Raw genomic sequence first — 13,225 nt, 5'->3', positions numbered from 1 at the left:
GTCGCTACCAGGACCGCGCGATCTGCAGCAGATGGTCGCGGACGCGGGCCACGTCGGGGTTCTCGGACCGGCCGGGGCGCTGGACCAGGAAGGCCGTGTTGATGGGCGGATCGGCGGGCTCGTGGAGCGGTACGAGGGCGCCGGAGGCCAGCTGATCGCGGCAGAGGTAGCGGGGCAGCACGGTGAAGCCCGCGCCCGCGGTCACCGCCGCCAGGACGCCGCGCAGATCGGGCACCGTCAGGGCAGCGGGGCAGGAGAGCCGCCGGCCGAAGACATGGCGCCAGTAGCGGCGGGCGATCGGAAGGTCCTCGGCGTAGGTGATCAGGGGCACCAGATGCAGCACGGCGGGGCCCTCGACGGCCAATTGCCGTTTCAGCCGCTCGGCCCACACGGGAGCGGCGACCAGCACGAACTCCTCGTCCGCGAGCGGGACCGCGCTCAGAGTGCGGCCGCGCGGACGGGTCGTGGAGATCACCAGGTCGTGGCGGCCCGCGCGCAGTTCGTCCAGCAGCGGGTCCGTGAGCCCGGTCGCCACGCGCAGCCGTACGCCCTCCGCCACCAGCGGTGCAAGGGCGGGCAGCACACTGATGCACAGGAACTCCGCGGGCCCGGCCAGATGGACCGGGTCGGTGCGGCCGCCCGGCCCGGGGTGCGGGCTTACCACGGCCGCGAGTTCGTCGAGCGGTGCGGCGATCCGCGCGGCCAGCTCGTCGGCGACGGCCGTCGGCGCGACGCCCCTGGGAAGCCGCTCGAACAGCTCCCGCCCGGCCTGCCGCTCCAGGGTGCGCATCTGGGTGGTCACCGTGGGCTGCGACAGCCCCAGCAACTGCCCGGCACCGGTGAAGGAGCCCGACCGGTAGACGGCCAGGAAGGTGCGCAGCAGGTTCAGGTCGAGGGAGGAGCTGTCCACCCGTCCGAGTATGGTCCGCGACCCATAGATCTTCCAATGCCGGACAGCGGCTGTCTCGGCGATTGCCTATGGCTCGCCGCCTTCGACGCCGACGATCGCGGATCCTGGAGCCACGACAGGCCGGTGCGACGGCATCCACGGTGGCCCGGCCGGAAGCGAGGCTCCTCATGGCGTACGACGAAGGACTGGCCCAGCGGATCCGGGAGCGGCCGGGCGGGGATCCGGACATCGTGGAGAAGCGGATGTTCGGCGGGACCGGCTTCCTGTGCCGCGGCAACATGGCCGTGGGCGTGAGCGGTGACGACCTGATCGTGCGCACCGCCCCCGACGCCACGGATGCGGCCCTGGCCCGCCCGGGTGCCCGCCTCTTCGACCGGCCCGGGCGTCCGATGCGCGGCTGGATCCTGGTCGCCGGCCCGGCCCTGACCGACGACGCGGTACTGGGCGAGTGGATCGACGAGGGACACGGCTTCGCGGCGGGCCTGCCGCCCAAGTGAGGCGCGCGTCCCGGGCGAGGACCACGACGGCATGGCCACGGGCTGCCGGGGCGACGTCGGCGGGTGCGTGACCGGCCGAACGGGCGGCCGTACCGAGGCGTTGGTCTGCCGGTGAGGCCGCGCCGGGGCTAGGTTGTGCGGCATGAGCAATCTTGACCGTCATGCGGTCCCCAGTGTGTGCGGCGGCCGGGGTTTCGTCGTCGCGGAACCCGTCCGGGAGCTGCTGAGTCCTCGTCAGGTGCGGCTGGGCGAGTCGACCGAGGTACGGCGGCTGCTGCCCAACCTGGGGCGCCGCATGATCGGCGCGTGGTGCTTCGTCGACCACTACGGCCCGGACGACATCGCCGACGAGCCGGGCATGCAGGTCCCGCCGCATCCGCACATGGGACTGCAGACGGTGAGCTGGCTGCACGAGGGCGAGGTGCTGCACCGCGACTCGACCGGCAGCCTGCAGACGATCAGGCCGAAGGAGCTCGGGCTGATGACCTCGGGCCGGGCCATCAGCCACTCCGAGGAGAGCCCGCGGCCGCACGCCCGCTTCCTGCACGGCGCACAGCTGTGGGTCGCGCTGCCGGACGCGCACCGCGACACCGACCCCCACTTCGAGCACCACCCCGACCTGCCCACGGTCACCGCCCCCGGTCTCACGGCGACGATCGTCCTGGGCGCCCTCGACGGCTCGGCCTCGCCCGGTACGGCGTACACACCGATCGTCGCCGCCGACCTCGCGCTCAGCCACGGCGCCGACGTCCGGCTGCCCCTCGACCCCGACTTCGAGTACGGCGTCCTGGCGATGTCCGGCGAGGTGCACGTCGACGGGGTGCCCGTGCTGCCGGGCTCGATGCTCTACCTCGGCTGCGGACGCACCGAACTGCCGCTGCGCGCCGAGTCCGACGCGGGGCTGATGCTGCTCGGCGGTGAGCCGTTCGAGGAAGAGCTGATCATGTGGTGGAACTTCGTCGGGCGTACCCAGGCGGAGATCGAGCAGGCCCGCGCGGACTGGACGACGGGCTCTCGCTTCGGTGAGGTCAAGGGGTACGACGGCGCTCCGCTGGCGGCGCCAAGCCTGCCGCCGACGCCCTTGAAGCCGCGAGGCCGCACGCGGTAGCGGGCCCCCGGGGCCGTGCCGCGGTCGCCCTGAGCTTTCACACGCCATAAATAGTAGCCATGGACATAGTAGCCATGTACTGTATCCGCCATGAGCAAAGGTTCCGCAGGGGCCACGCCCGGCTTCCTGGTGTGGCGGCTGTCGATGAAGTGGCGGGTCGCGGTCGACCGCGCGGTGGCTCCGCTCGGACTCACCCACGCGCAGTACTCGCTCGTCGCGTCCCTGTACGGCATGCGACGCTCCGGACTGCGGCCCAGCCAGCGCCGCCTGGCCGACCACACCGGACTGGAGGCCCTGTACGTGTCCAAGCTGGCCCGCAGCCTGGAGTCGGCCGGCCTCGTCGAACGCGCCAGGGATCCGCACGACCCCCGTGCCGTACAGCTGGCACTCACCGAGGAGGGCCTCGAGGTCACCCGGCGGGCGATCGATGTCGTCCAAGGACTCCTGAAGCAGCTGCTGGAGCCGCTCGGCGGGCTCGACAGCCCGCGGGCCCGGGAGTTCACCCGGGACCTGGCAACCCTGCTCGACGCACCACTCGATCCGTTCAGCACGTCCGACAACGAGACGGAGCAGTCATGACCACCAGCGCACCCGTCGTCGACGGCCGCGTCGTCGGCCTGGCCCACTACGCCGCGCGCGCCGTCCTGGAACGCGTCCTGTCCGCGCACGACGTCACCTTCCAGCAGTTCATCACCCTGCGCCTGGCCGCCGCGGCGGACGGCCCGGTCGAGCTCGACGCGCTCGTCGACGGCGTCACCGGCGCCGTGAAGGTCGACGCGTCCGATGTGTACGTCACGGTCGACGAGCTGATCGCCGTGGGGCTGCTCGCCGAGGAGGAGCCGTCCCGTGTGCGGATCACGGACGTCGGGCGGGAGTTGTACACCAAGGGCTCCGCCGAGACCGCGGCGGCCGCCGCCCGGATCTACGCCGGTATCTCCGAGGAGGACCGGGCCGTCGCGGGCCGGGTGCTGACGCTGGTCACGGAGCGGGCCGACGCGGAGCTGGCCGCCCTGAGCGAGCAACCGGCCACCCCGAGCAAGTAGTGGAATATTGAACCATCGGGTTCCGTTGTCGGCCTCGAAGGAGGTCACGAGTGGAAACCCAGATGGACACGACGTACTACGACCACGGAACCGCGGCGGAGCGCTGGGAGCGCGCCCAGCAGTTCTTCGACGCCAAGGACTACGCGCGAGCGGCACGCGTCCTGGCCGGGCTGGTCGAGGAGGCGCCGGAGCAGACCGGACCCCGGCTGCTGCTGGCGCGGGCCTACTACCACTCGGCCCAACTGCGCCGCGCGGAGGCCGAGTTGCGTGTCATCGTCGAGCGCGACCCAGTGGAGCACTACGCCCGGCTGATGCTGGGCCGCACGCTCCAGCGGCAGGCACGGCACGAGGAGGCGGAGCGGCACCTGCGGATCGCCTCGGCGCTCGCGGGCGACTTCGACCGCGGCTGAGAACGGCACCCGGTACACGGGGGCCCGGTTCACCGACCAGGAACCGGGCCCCCGTTGGTCCGGACAGGGCGCAGTGTCGTGTCATGCTGACGCGATGCCGACTCCCCATGACCATGCCCCTCGTGCGCCCCTCGCCGAGCGGGTCGAGCAACTCCTCACCGCTGACGGTCCGTTGCCCATCGTCGCGGCCGGCGACCCGGTGCTGAGGCGCGACACCGAGCCGTTCGACGGGCAGTTGGAGCCCGCCCTGCTGACGCGCTTCGTCGAGGCCCTGCGCATCACCATGAACGCGGCCCCGGGCGTCGGGCTAGCCGCGCCGCAGGTCGGCGTGGAACTGCGGATCGCGGTCATCGAGGATCCGGCGTCGGTACCGGAAGAGGTACGGCTGGCCCGGGGCCGGGTGCCGCAGCCGTTCCGCGTCCTGGTCAACCCGTCGTACCAGCCGGTCGGCACCGCCAGGGCGGCGTTCTTCGAGGGCTGCCTGAGCGTCCCGGGCTGGCAGGCGGTGGTGGCCCGGCACGCCGAGGTGCGGCTTCGCGCCCAGGACGAGCACGGCCGCACACTCGACGAGCTCTTCACCGGCTGGCCCGCCCGGATCGTCCAGCACGAGACGGACCACCTCGACGGCATGCTCTACCTCGACCGCGCGGAACTCCGCTCGCTGTCCTCGAACGAGGCGATGGCGGAGCGGTGGACGCAGCCGACACCGCGAAGGGCGGCCGAGGAGCTGGGCTTCCGGCTGCCGTGAACCGGCAGGGCCCGCGACGCCGGGATGATCCGAACGACACCCCCCTAGCCCCGGTACGCCTCCAGCAACCGCAGCCACACCTCGCTGATCGTCGGATACGACGGCACCGCATGCCACAGGCGGTCGACCGGGACCCGGCCGGCGACCGCGATCGTCGCCGAGTGGATCAGCTCGCCGACTCCCGGGCCCACGAAGGTGACGCCGCGCAGGATCTCTTCGTCCAGGTCGACGATCATGCGGGCGCGGCCGCGGTAGCCGTCGGCGTACAGGCCTGCTCCGGCCACCGAGGAGAACTCGACGTCGACGGCGCGGACACGGTGTCCGGCCTGTTCCGCCTCCGCCAGGGAGAGGCCCACGGCGGCGGCCTCGGGGTCGGTGAAGACGACCTGCGGTACGGCGTGGTGGTCGGCGGTGGCGACGTGGGCGCCCCAGGGGTCCGTCTCCAGGATCGGGACTCGCAAGGCGCGGGCAGCGATCACGGCGCCCGCGATGCGGGCCTGGTACTTGCCCTGGTGGGTGAGCAGGGCGCGGTGGTTGACGTCGCCGACCGCGTAGAGCCAGTCGCTGCCGGTGACGCGGAGGCTGTCGTCGACCGGCAGCCAGGAGCCGGGTTCCAGGCCGATCGTGTCGAGGCCGATGTCGTCGGTGCGCGGGGCGCGGCCGGTGGCGAAGAGGATCTCGTCGGCCTCGATGCGGTCGCCGGCGTCGGTGATCGCCACGACGGTGCCGTTCTGCCTGGTCACGGACTGCACGGAGGTGCCGGTGCGGATCTCGGCGCCGGCCTCGGTGAGGGACTCGGCGACCAGTTCCCCGGCGAAGGGCTCCATGCGGGACAGCAGGCCCTTGCCGCGGACCAGCAGGCTGACCCGGGATCCGAGGGCCTGCCAGGCGGTGGCCATCTCGGTGGCGACCACACCGCCGCCCACCACGATCAGCCGGCCGGGGGCGGCCTGCGCGGCGGTGGCCTCGCGGCTGGTCCAGGGCTTCACCTCGGCGAGCTCGGGCAGGCCGGGCAGCTGGGCGCGGGTGCCGGTGCAGACGGCGACGGCGTGCCGCGCGGTGAGCGTCCTCGTCACGCCGTCGGGGCCGGTCACGGTGACCGTGCGGGGTCCGGCGAGGCGGCCGTGGCCGCGGTGCAGGTCGGCGCCGATGCCGTCCAGCCAGCCCACCTGGCCGTCGTCCTTCCAGTGCGAGGTGTATTCGTTGCGTCGGGCCAGGACGGCGGCCGTGTCGAGGGGGCCCTGGGCGGCCTGGCTCAGGCCGGGCAGGCGGCGGGCGTCGGCGCGGGCGATGACCGGGCGCAGCAGGGCCTTGCTGGGCATGCACGCCCAGTACGAGCATTCGCCGCCGACCAGCTCGCTCTCCACGACCGCGGTGGACAGTCCGGCCGCGCGGGTGCGGTCGGCCACGTTCTCCCCCACGGGTCCGGCCCCGAGCACCACGACGTCGTACGCGATGGATTCCGTTTCCGTCATGGGGTCAGTCTGGTGGGTGGTGTGCGCGGTGGCCACATGGGTAAGCGCGCGGAATAGGTACCCGGGCCGCCGTGTTGTGCGGACGGTTTCGCCCCCCGCAGCAGGAAGTAGGGATCACGCATGAGCAGCACCGTGGAGCTCACCAAGGAGAACTTCGACCAGACGGTCACGGAGAACGAGTTCGTCCTGATCGACTTCTGGGCGTCCTGGTGCGGGCCGTGCCGTATGTTCGCCCCGGTCTACGAGAAGGCCGCGCAGGAGAACCCGGACCTGGTGTTCGGCAAGGTGGACACCGAGGCCCAGCCGGAGCTGGCGCAGGCCTTCGGTATCCAGTCGATCCCGACGCTGATGATCGTCCGTGACCAGGTGGCCGTGTTCGCTCAACCGGGCGCGCTGCCCGAGGCCGCCCTGACCGATGTCATCGGGCAGGCCCGGAAGCTGGACATGGACGAGGTCCGCAAGAACATCGCCGAGCAGCAGGGCGGCACGCAGGGCGAGTAGCCCGCGCTTCCCGGGAACGGCCGTGCCCCTGGGAGGGGTACGGCCGGGAGCGGTACGGCGCCCGTCAGGGGCACGTCGGCGGCAGCCGTCAGCTGGAGTCCCGGGGGACCATCGACGCGCCCAGGACCTTGTGCGTCTCGGGTGCCGCGCCGGGGTTGCGTACCGCGCGGTCGACCAGTTCAGCCAGGTCGCGGCCGGACGGCAGTTCGATGTGGACCGTGCTGAGCCGGGGCCGCAGCAGCCGCCCCAGCATCAGGTCGTCGGCACCGATCATGGCGGTGTCCTCGGGTATGCGGACGTCCTCGTCCTGCAGGGCGCGCATCAGGAGCATCGCGTACTCGTCGTTGTAGGCGAACACCGCGTCCAGGTCGAAGTCCCGCCAGCGGGCGGCGAGTTCGGCGGCGGCCCGTTCGTCGTAGGCGAGGGGCAGCTCGGTCACCGTGGCGTCCGTGCCGTGCAGGGCCTCGCGCAGGCCCTTGAGGCGGGGCCGGGAGAAGGCCTCCAGGCCGGGTTCCTCGGGGACGACCACGCCGATGCGGCGCCTGCCACGGGCATACAGATGGGCGCCGGCACAGTGGCCGACGCCGTCGTGGTCCATCAGCAGGGCGTGGGCGCCCTCGACGCCCTCGGGGCCGAGGGTGACCACCGCGCGGGCGCCGGCGCGTTTGAGGACGGCGACTCCCTGGGGGCCGAGTCCGGTGCCGGGCACCAGGACGGCGACCGGCCGCAACTCGGCCCAGGCGCGGGCGGCTTCGTCGCCCTGCAGTCCTGCGGTGCCGTACTGGACGACCGTGTAGTCGAGGCGGCCGAGTGCCCACTGGAGTTCGTTGAGGAACTGGCCGTAGAGCGGGCCCACCGGGATGGCCGGGGCGGGCATCAGGACCATACGGCTGTGCCCGGCGCGCAGGCTGCGGGCGGCCGCGTGCGGCACGTACCCGAGTTCCTTCGCGGCCTCGTGGACGCGGCGGCGCGTGGGCTCGCTGATCCGTACGGCACTGGTGTTGTTGAGGACGTAGGAGACGGTCGCGCGCGAGACGCCGGCCAGGCGGGCCACATCGGCGCTCGTGGGGACGGAGCGCGGTGCGGGCGACGCGGACGAGGGCGTGTTCGGTATCTGCACCATGACGTACCGCATCTTGGCAGAAGCGCCGAGCGACGGTCGCGGCGGGGGAACGTCATTCACGATTGCACCAGAGCGGGCGCACAACGGGCACAGGTGCCCGGCAGCTCTGCCGCCGCGCCGGCCGCCTACGAGGAGCGGCTGTTCGGGGTCAGGCGGGTGGTTCCGTACCGGTCACCCGGGCGACGAGGTCGGTCCAGCCGGCCTCCAGCCGCTCCATGGGCATCTGGCACTGCCTGGTCAGATGGTTGATCAGGGCCGGGTCGAGATACGCCAGCAGCGTCTGTGCGAGGAGCTCGCAGTCGGCGTCGGGCAGGATCTGCCGCAGCAGCATCGTGACGTGTGTGCGCAGCGCCTGCACCGAGGGGTGGGAGAAGCGGCGGGTCGGCTCCGGCTGGGCGGCCAGTTGCAGGTCCAGCTGTTCCTCCGCGCGGTACAGCACCGCGATGCCGAACGCGCGCAGTCGCTCGACGGGCGGCGCCCCGGGGCCCAGCGGCGGCGGGCCGCCGAGGAAGTCGGCCTGCAGTTGCCGCGACGAGTGGTCGAGCAGCGCCGTCAGCAGGCCGGTGCGGTCGCCGAAGCGCCGGAAGACGGTCCCCTTGCCCACCGCGGCGGCCGCGGCCACCGCCTCCATCGTGACCCCGGCCACCCCGTGCTCGGCGATCAGCCGGGCCGCGGCCTCCAGCAGCCGGGCGCGGTTGCGGGCCGCGTCGGCGCGCAGGCACGGCTCATCGGGCCCCAAGCCGACCTCCAGAAGCCGAGGCGCGTCGAAGGGCTCCTGGGGCTTCGGGAAGGGCGGCGGAGCGCTGGACATGGAGACAGCGTAAAGCACCGGGAAGAAAACTGGACCGTGGTCCGGTTATGGTGTTACAACGATAAGCGGACCCCGGTCCGGATCGTGACCGCACCGTTTCAGCCCCCTGGAGTTCCCCATGTCCGTCCGTATCCTCGCGCTCGTCGGCAGCCTTCGCGCCGGTTCGACCAACCGCCGGCTCGCCGAAGCCGCCGTCAAGCACGCTCCCGAGGGCGCCGAGATCGCTCTGTTCGAGGGCCTGGCCGACATCCCCTTCTACAACGAGGACATCGACGTCGAGGGCAACGTCCCCGAGGCCGCCGTCAAGCTGCGTGAGGCCGCTCGGGCCGCCGACGCGTTCCTGCTCTTCTCCCCCGAGTACAACGGCACCATCCCGGCGGTGCTGAAGAACGCCATCGACTGGCTGTCCCGCCCGTACGGCGCCGGCGCCTTCGGGGGCAAGCCGGTCGCCGTGGTCGGCACCGCCCTCGGCCAGTACGGCGGTGTGTGGGCCCAGGACGAGGCCCGCAAGGCCGTGGGCATCGCCGGCGGCAAGGTCCTCGAGGACGTCAAGCTGTCCATCCCCGGCTCGCTGACCCGCTTCGCCGAGACCCACCCGGCCGATGACGCCGAGGTCGCCGCCGCGCTGACCGACGTCGTGGCGCGGCTGCACGGCAACGTGGGCGCGGCTGCCTGAGCCGGGCCGTCGCGAGTCCCGCAGGGGCCGGAGCTCCCAGAGCTCCGGCCCCTGCCGCATCCCCCTCAATCCAGCTCGGCCAGCCGCTCGACCACCGGGGCGGCGAAGCGCTCGATCCATCCGGCGGGCTCACCCAGGAACGGGAAGAGGACGACGGTGTCGATGCCGAGCTTGGTGTAGCCGCCGATGTCGGTCAGGAACGCGTCGAGGTCCTCGGCGGTGGCCGACTCGCCCATGTAGCCGATGGTCTTGCGGATCGCGTCGTAGTCACGGCCGAGGGCGTCGCAGTGCCCGCGCAGCACGTCGAGCTTGTGGCGCAGCTGCTCCGGGGACGTGGCGATCAGATTGCAGGCGTCCGCGTACTGGGCGACCAGACGCAGCGTCTTCTTCTCTCCCGTGCCGCCGATCATGATCTCCGGGTGCGGGGCGCTGACCGGGCCCGGCACGCACAGCGTCTCGGCGAGCCGGTAGTACTCCCCCTCGAACGGCCCGTTGTTCTCCGGGTCCCACATCTGCAGGCAGATGCGCAGGGTCTCCTCCAGCCGCTCGAACCGCTCCGCGAGCGGCGGGTACGGCACGCCCAGCCCGTGGTGCTCACGGTCGTACCAAGCCGCTCCGATGCCCAGCGTGGCCCGGCCGCCGGACAGGACGTCGAGGGTGGTGACGATCTTGGCGAGCAGGCCGGGGTGACGGTACGTCACACCGGTGACCAGCGCGCCGAGACGGACGGTCGAGGTCTGGCCCGCGAGGTAGCCCAGGGTCGAGTAGGCCTCCAGCATGGGGTCCTCGGCGCCGCCGTTGATCTCCATCTGGAAGTAGTGGTCCATCACCGAGAGCCAGCTCACGCCCGCCGCCTCGGCCGCGCTGCCCGCCGCGGCCAGTTCGGCGGCGAGCGCGGGAGCGCCCTCGGAATGGTTGAACCGGTTGATGTGCACGCCCACCCGCATGTCCGTCTCCGCTTCGCCCAGGCCCTCAACGACAAGAGCGAGGTTAGGACTTGAAGCGCGGACTGGGCCAAGGTCCTTCAGCGGTCCTCGATCCGGGCGCTAGCGGTGGCCTCGCGGCACACAGCTCCTGATACGTCCGAACCGGCCACCGCGGCAGCGGGCACAGCTCCGCCCCGTCGCGGAACCTGGGCACACCGGCCGGGCTTCACGCCTGACCAGCCGCGCCGCCCGATCATCCGGAGGGTCAGTGATCATTCCGGGGGCCGGCGCCCGACGCCTTCTTGATCGCTTCTCGGACCCGGAAGTACGTGCCGCAGCGGCAGACGTTCTCGATGCGGTCGATGTCGTCGTCCGTCGGGTGGGGTGTCTTCTTCAGCAGGGCCGCAGCGGCCATGATCTGGCCGGGCTGGCAGAAGCCGCACTGCGCCACGTCGCAGTCGATCCAGGCCTGTTGCACGGGGTGGAGGGTGTCACCGTCGGCCAGGCCCTCGATCGTGGTGACGCTGCGGTCCGCGCAGTCCGCGACCGGTACGACGCAGGGCTGGATCTCCGCGCCGTCGAGATGGCTGGTGCAGGCGCGGCAGACGCCCACCCCGCAGCCGTACTTGGGGCCGGTCACCCCGAGCATGTCGCGCAGCACCCACAGCAGCGGCATGTCGGCAGGTGCCTGCACGGTGACCGGTTTCCCGTTGAGGACGAAGGAGTACGAACGCATCGGAGCCTTCTCGGAGTCGATCGACGGCTGATCAGAAGTCGAGGGGGAAGCGGCGGGGCTTGGTGCCGGTCGCCCGGGCGTAGGCGTTGGCGACGGCGCCGGAAGCGGCCGGCACGCCGAGTTCACCGGCCCCGCCCGGCTCCCGGTGGGAGGGCATGACGTGCGCCTCGAAGTGCAGCGGGGCCTGCGCCTGACGGGCGTAGCGGAAGTCGGCGAAGCTGCCCTCGCGGACGGCTCCCCGGTCGATGTGCAGACCCGCCTGGAGGACGGTGGAGATCCCGTCCATCGCGGTACCCATGAGCTGGGCCTGAAGACCGCGCGGGTTGACGGCGGTCCCGACGTCGGCGGCCATCACCACCTTGGTCACCCTGGGATGCTTCGGGTCGGTGGCGTCGATCTCGGCGAGACAGGCCACGCAGGAGCCGTACTCCTCGTGGACGGCCACCCCCTGGGCCGTGCCGGGCGGCATGGCGCGGCCCCAGTGCCCGGCGGCCGCGACCTTGTCGAGCACGGCCTTCACGGTCTTGCTCCGCAGCGTGGTGCGCCGGAACGCGACCGGGTCCTTGCCCAGACTGCGGGCGACCTCGTCGACGACGACCTCCTCCGCGGTCCGCATCGTGCCGGAGTCCACCGACCGCCAGGCCCCGAGCGGTATCGGCAGCTCGATCCCGCCCGAATTCCCCGACACCCGGCCGAAGTTGTACAGGCCGCTGTCGCTGGGCAGCGGTCCGGCCGCGGGCGTACGACGGGTGACGAGCGCGGCGGGGACCGCACCACCCTGCGCGGTCAGTCCCTTGCCCTGGGACGACTCCCCCACCGAGGCCATCGCGTGCTCGAAGGCCACCACCCGGCCGCGCGCGACGCTGGCCCGGATCCGGTGGTGGCTGGCCGGGCGCATCCGGCCGTGCCGTATGTCGTCGTTACGGGTCCACATCAGCTTCACCGGGCGGCGGGCCGCCTTGGAGATCAGGGCCGCCTCGATCGCGGCGTCGAAGTTCAGCCGCCGCCCGAACGAGCCGCCGCCGCGCACCACATGGACCCGGACCTTGGACTTCGGCAGCCGGAGCAACTCGGCCAGTGTGTCCCGGGCGTCCATCGGTGTCTGCGAGGAGAACCAGAACTCCGCGTGGTCGGCGCGTACGTCGGCCACCGCGGTCAGCACCTCCATCGGGGCATGGCTGACGAAGGCGAACTCGAACTCGCCCTGGACCTGCGTCGATCCGTGCGGCGGGGTGGAGAGCCGGGGCACCGCGCCCTTGAGCCGGGTGCGGATACCCGCGTCCGAGAGCGGGGCGAGCGGGCCCGGGGCCCAGGCGACGCGCAACGCGTCCCGGGCCTTGAGGGCATGGTGGAAGGTCTCCGCGACGACGGCGACACCACCGGCCGCCCTGACCACGGCGAGGACCCCCGGCATGGCACGGGCCGCGGCGGCGTCGACCGAGACGAGCTTCCCCCTGACCGTCGGCGGCCGGGCCACCACGGTCGGCTTCGCTCCGGCCGCCGACAGGTCGCCCGTGTACTCGGCCCGGCCGGTGACGATGTCCCGGGCGTCGATCCGGTTCGCCGGCCGTCCGATCACCCGGTGCCGGGAAGCCGGCTTAGGCCGGTCGGGCACGGCCGGGCGGCGGATGCGCGCGGCGCTCGCGGTGAGTGACCCGAAGGTGGCGGTGCGCCCGTCCGGCGCGACGACCATGGTGTCCCGGGTGTGCAGCAGCCGCGCGGGCAGATGCCACTGGCGGGCGGCAGCGGTCACCAGTCTGGCGCGTGCGGTGGCGGCGAGCTGCCGGGCCGGTCCGTACAGCGAACTGACCGAACTCGAACCACCGGTGTACTGGTTGCCCTTGGCCCGGGCGTCGGCGAGCGGAATGCAGACATCGGTCAGGCGGGCGTCCAGCTCCTCGGCGATCATCATCGCGACCGCGGTGGTGATGCCCTGGCCGACCTCGAGGCGGGGCAGCCGTACGACGATCCTGTTCGCCGCGGTGACCTCCAGGACCAGCATCTCCTCGTCGGTGCCGGTCACCAGGACGTCGGAGGCCCGGCGCGCGTCCGCCGCGGTGGGTTCGGCGCCTTCCGCGGACGGTGTGTCGCAGCCGAGCGGGGCGGCGACGGTCAGCGTGGTCGCCGCCACTGTGTAGACCATGAATCTCCGGCGGGACACCCCGTCGGCCCGACGGGGCCGCGGGGACTCGTTGGCGTCCAAACGAGGGCTCCTGTCGATTGTCGGTGCGTCACGACTGCCTGTGCGTCACGACTCGTCT

15 protein-coding genes are annotated in these 13,225 nt (G+C 72.4%); 8 read left to right on the top strand and 7 right to left on the bottom strand.

Annotated elements, in window-relative coordinates; genetic code table 11:
* Nucleotides 1–4 precede the first annotated feature (4 nt).
* Nucleotides 5–910, bottom strand: coding sequence for a LysR family transcriptional regulator (locus tag N8I87_RS35835; RefSeq protein ID WP_263215006.1), 906 nt, complete (start codon nt 908–910; stop codon nt 5–7).
* Nucleotides 911–1,077: 167 nt separating this feature from the next.
* On the opposite strand from N8I87_RS35835, the gene N8I87_RS35830 reads away from it, so the two are divergent.
* The 6 genes from N8I87_RS35830 to N8I87_RS35805 all read left to right on the top strand — a co-directional run bounded on the left by N8I87_RS35830 (nt 1,078) and on the right by N8I87_RS35805 (nt 4,716).
* Nucleotides 1,078–1,407 (top strand): TfoX/Sxy family protein, encoded by a 330-nt coding sequence (locus N8I87_RS35830; protein ID WP_263215004.1) that lies wholly within the window; start codon nt 1,078–1,080, stop codon nt 1,405–1,407.
* Nucleotides 1,408–1,549: 142 nt separating this feature from the next.
* The gene (locus N8I87_RS35825; RefSeq protein ID WP_263215002.1) at nt 1,550–2,515 is read left to right on the top strand and encodes a pirin family protein; all 966 of its coding nucleotides are present in this window, start codon (nt 1,550–1,552) and stop codon (nt 2,513–2,515) included.
* Between the two features lie 90 nt (nt 2,516–2,605).
* Complete coding sequence (locus N8I87_RS35820; RefSeq protein ID WP_263215001.1) at nt 2,606–3,094, top strand: MarR family winged helix-turn-helix transcriptional regulator; 489 nt, start codon at nt 2,606–2,608, stop codon at nt 3,092–3,094.
* Entirely contained in the window at nt 3,091–3,558 is a 468-nt protein-coding gene (locus N8I87_RS35815; RefSeq protein ID WP_263215000.1) for a MarR family winged helix-turn-helix transcriptional regulator, read from the top strand. The genes N8I87_RS35820 and N8I87_RS35815 overlap by 4 nt, the downstream gene beginning before the upstream one ends.
* A 62-nt stretch (nt 3,559–3,620) precedes the next feature.
* Complete coding sequence (locus N8I87_RS35810; RefSeq protein ID WP_263216829.1) at nt 3,621–3,968, top strand: tetratricopeptide repeat protein; 348 nt, start codon at nt 3,621–3,623, stop codon at nt 3,966–3,968.
* 94 nt (nt 3,969–4,062) lie between these two features.
* Nucleotides 4,063–4,716: a peptide deformylase gene (locus N8I87_RS35805; RefSeq protein ID WP_263214998.1), complete on the top strand. Its 654-nt coding sequence runs from the start codon at nt 4,063–4,065 to the stop codon at nt 4,714–4,716.
* A gap of 44 nt (nt 4,717–4,760) precedes the next feature.
* On the opposite strand, the gene N8I87_RS35800 is transcribed toward N8I87_RS35805, so the two are convergent.
* Nucleotides 4,761–6,191, bottom strand: a complete 1,431-nt coding sequence (locus N8I87_RS35800) for a dihydrolipoyl dehydrogenase family protein (RefSeq protein WP_263214996.1) — start codon at nt 6,189–6,191, stop codon at nt 4,761–4,763.
* Nucleotides 6,192–6,311: 120 nt separating this feature from the next.
* Here N8I87_RS35800 and trxA point away from each other — a divergent pair, with 120 nt between their 5' ends.
* Nucleotides 6,312–6,692 carry a thioredoxin gene (gene trxA / locus N8I87_RS35795; protein WP_263214994.1) on the top strand — a complete coding sequence of 127 codons (381 nt, stop codon included), beginning with the start codon at nt 6,312–6,314 and terminating at the stop codon, nt 6,690–6,692.
* An 88-nt stretch (nt 6,693–6,780) separates the two neighbouring features.
* Here trxA and N8I87_RS35790 read toward each other — a convergent pair whose 3' ends face one another.
* A complete protein-coding gene (locus N8I87_RS35790; RefSeq protein ID WP_263216828.1) occupies nt 6,781–7,827 on the bottom strand; it encodes a LacI family DNA-binding transcriptional regulator in 1,047 nt (348 codons plus the stop codon).
* A gap of 136 nt (nt 7,828–7,963) precedes the next feature.
* Complete coding sequence (locus N8I87_RS35785) at nt 7,964–8,644, bottom strand: TetR/AcrR family transcriptional regulator (protein WP_263214992.1); 681 nt, start codon at nt 8,642–8,644, stop codon at nt 7,964–7,966.
* 100 nt (nt 8,645–8,744) lie between these two features.
* Here N8I87_RS35785 and N8I87_RS35780 point away from each other — a divergent pair, with 100 nt between their 5' ends.
* Nucleotides 8,745–9,302 (top strand): NADPH-dependent FMN reductase, encoded by a 558-nt coding sequence (locus N8I87_RS35780; protein ID WP_263214991.1) that lies wholly within the window; start codon nt 8,745–8,747, stop codon nt 9,300–9,302.
* 65 nt (nt 9,303–9,367) lie between these two features.
* Here the strand turns inward: N8I87_RS35780 and N8I87_RS35775 are convergent, their stop codons facing one another.
* From N8I87_RS35775 to N8I87_RS35765, 3 genes are all read right to left on the bottom strand, one after another.
* A complete protein-coding gene (locus N8I87_RS35775; protein WP_263214989.1) occupies nt 9,368–10,249 on the bottom strand; it encodes an LLM class F420-dependent oxidoreductase in 882 nt (293 codons plus the stop codon).
* A gap of 244 nt (nt 10,250–10,493) precedes the next feature.
* The gene (locus N8I87_RS35770; RefSeq protein WP_263214988.1) at nt 10,494–10,964 is read right to left on the bottom strand and encodes a (2Fe-2S)-binding protein; all 471 of its coding nucleotides are present in this window, start codon (nt 10,962–10,964) and stop codon (nt 10,494–10,496) included.
* A 31-nt stretch (nt 10,965–10,995) separates the two neighbouring features.
* Nucleotides 10,996–13,107, bottom strand: a complete 2,112-nt coding sequence (locus tag N8I87_RS35765) for a xanthine dehydrogenase family protein molybdopterin-binding subunit (protein ID WP_263214986.1) — start codon at nt 13,105–13,107, stop codon at nt 10,996–10,998.
* Nucleotides 13,108–13,225: the final 118 nt, after the last annotated feature.

Origin of the sequence: Streptomyces sp. HUAS 15-9, assembly GCF_025642155.1 — a bacterium.
Taxonomy (GTDB): Bacteria; Actinomycetota; Actinomycetes; order Streptomycetales; family Streptomycetaceae; genus Streptomyces.
This window is presented reverse-complemented; position numbering and strand designations above follow the sequence as displayed.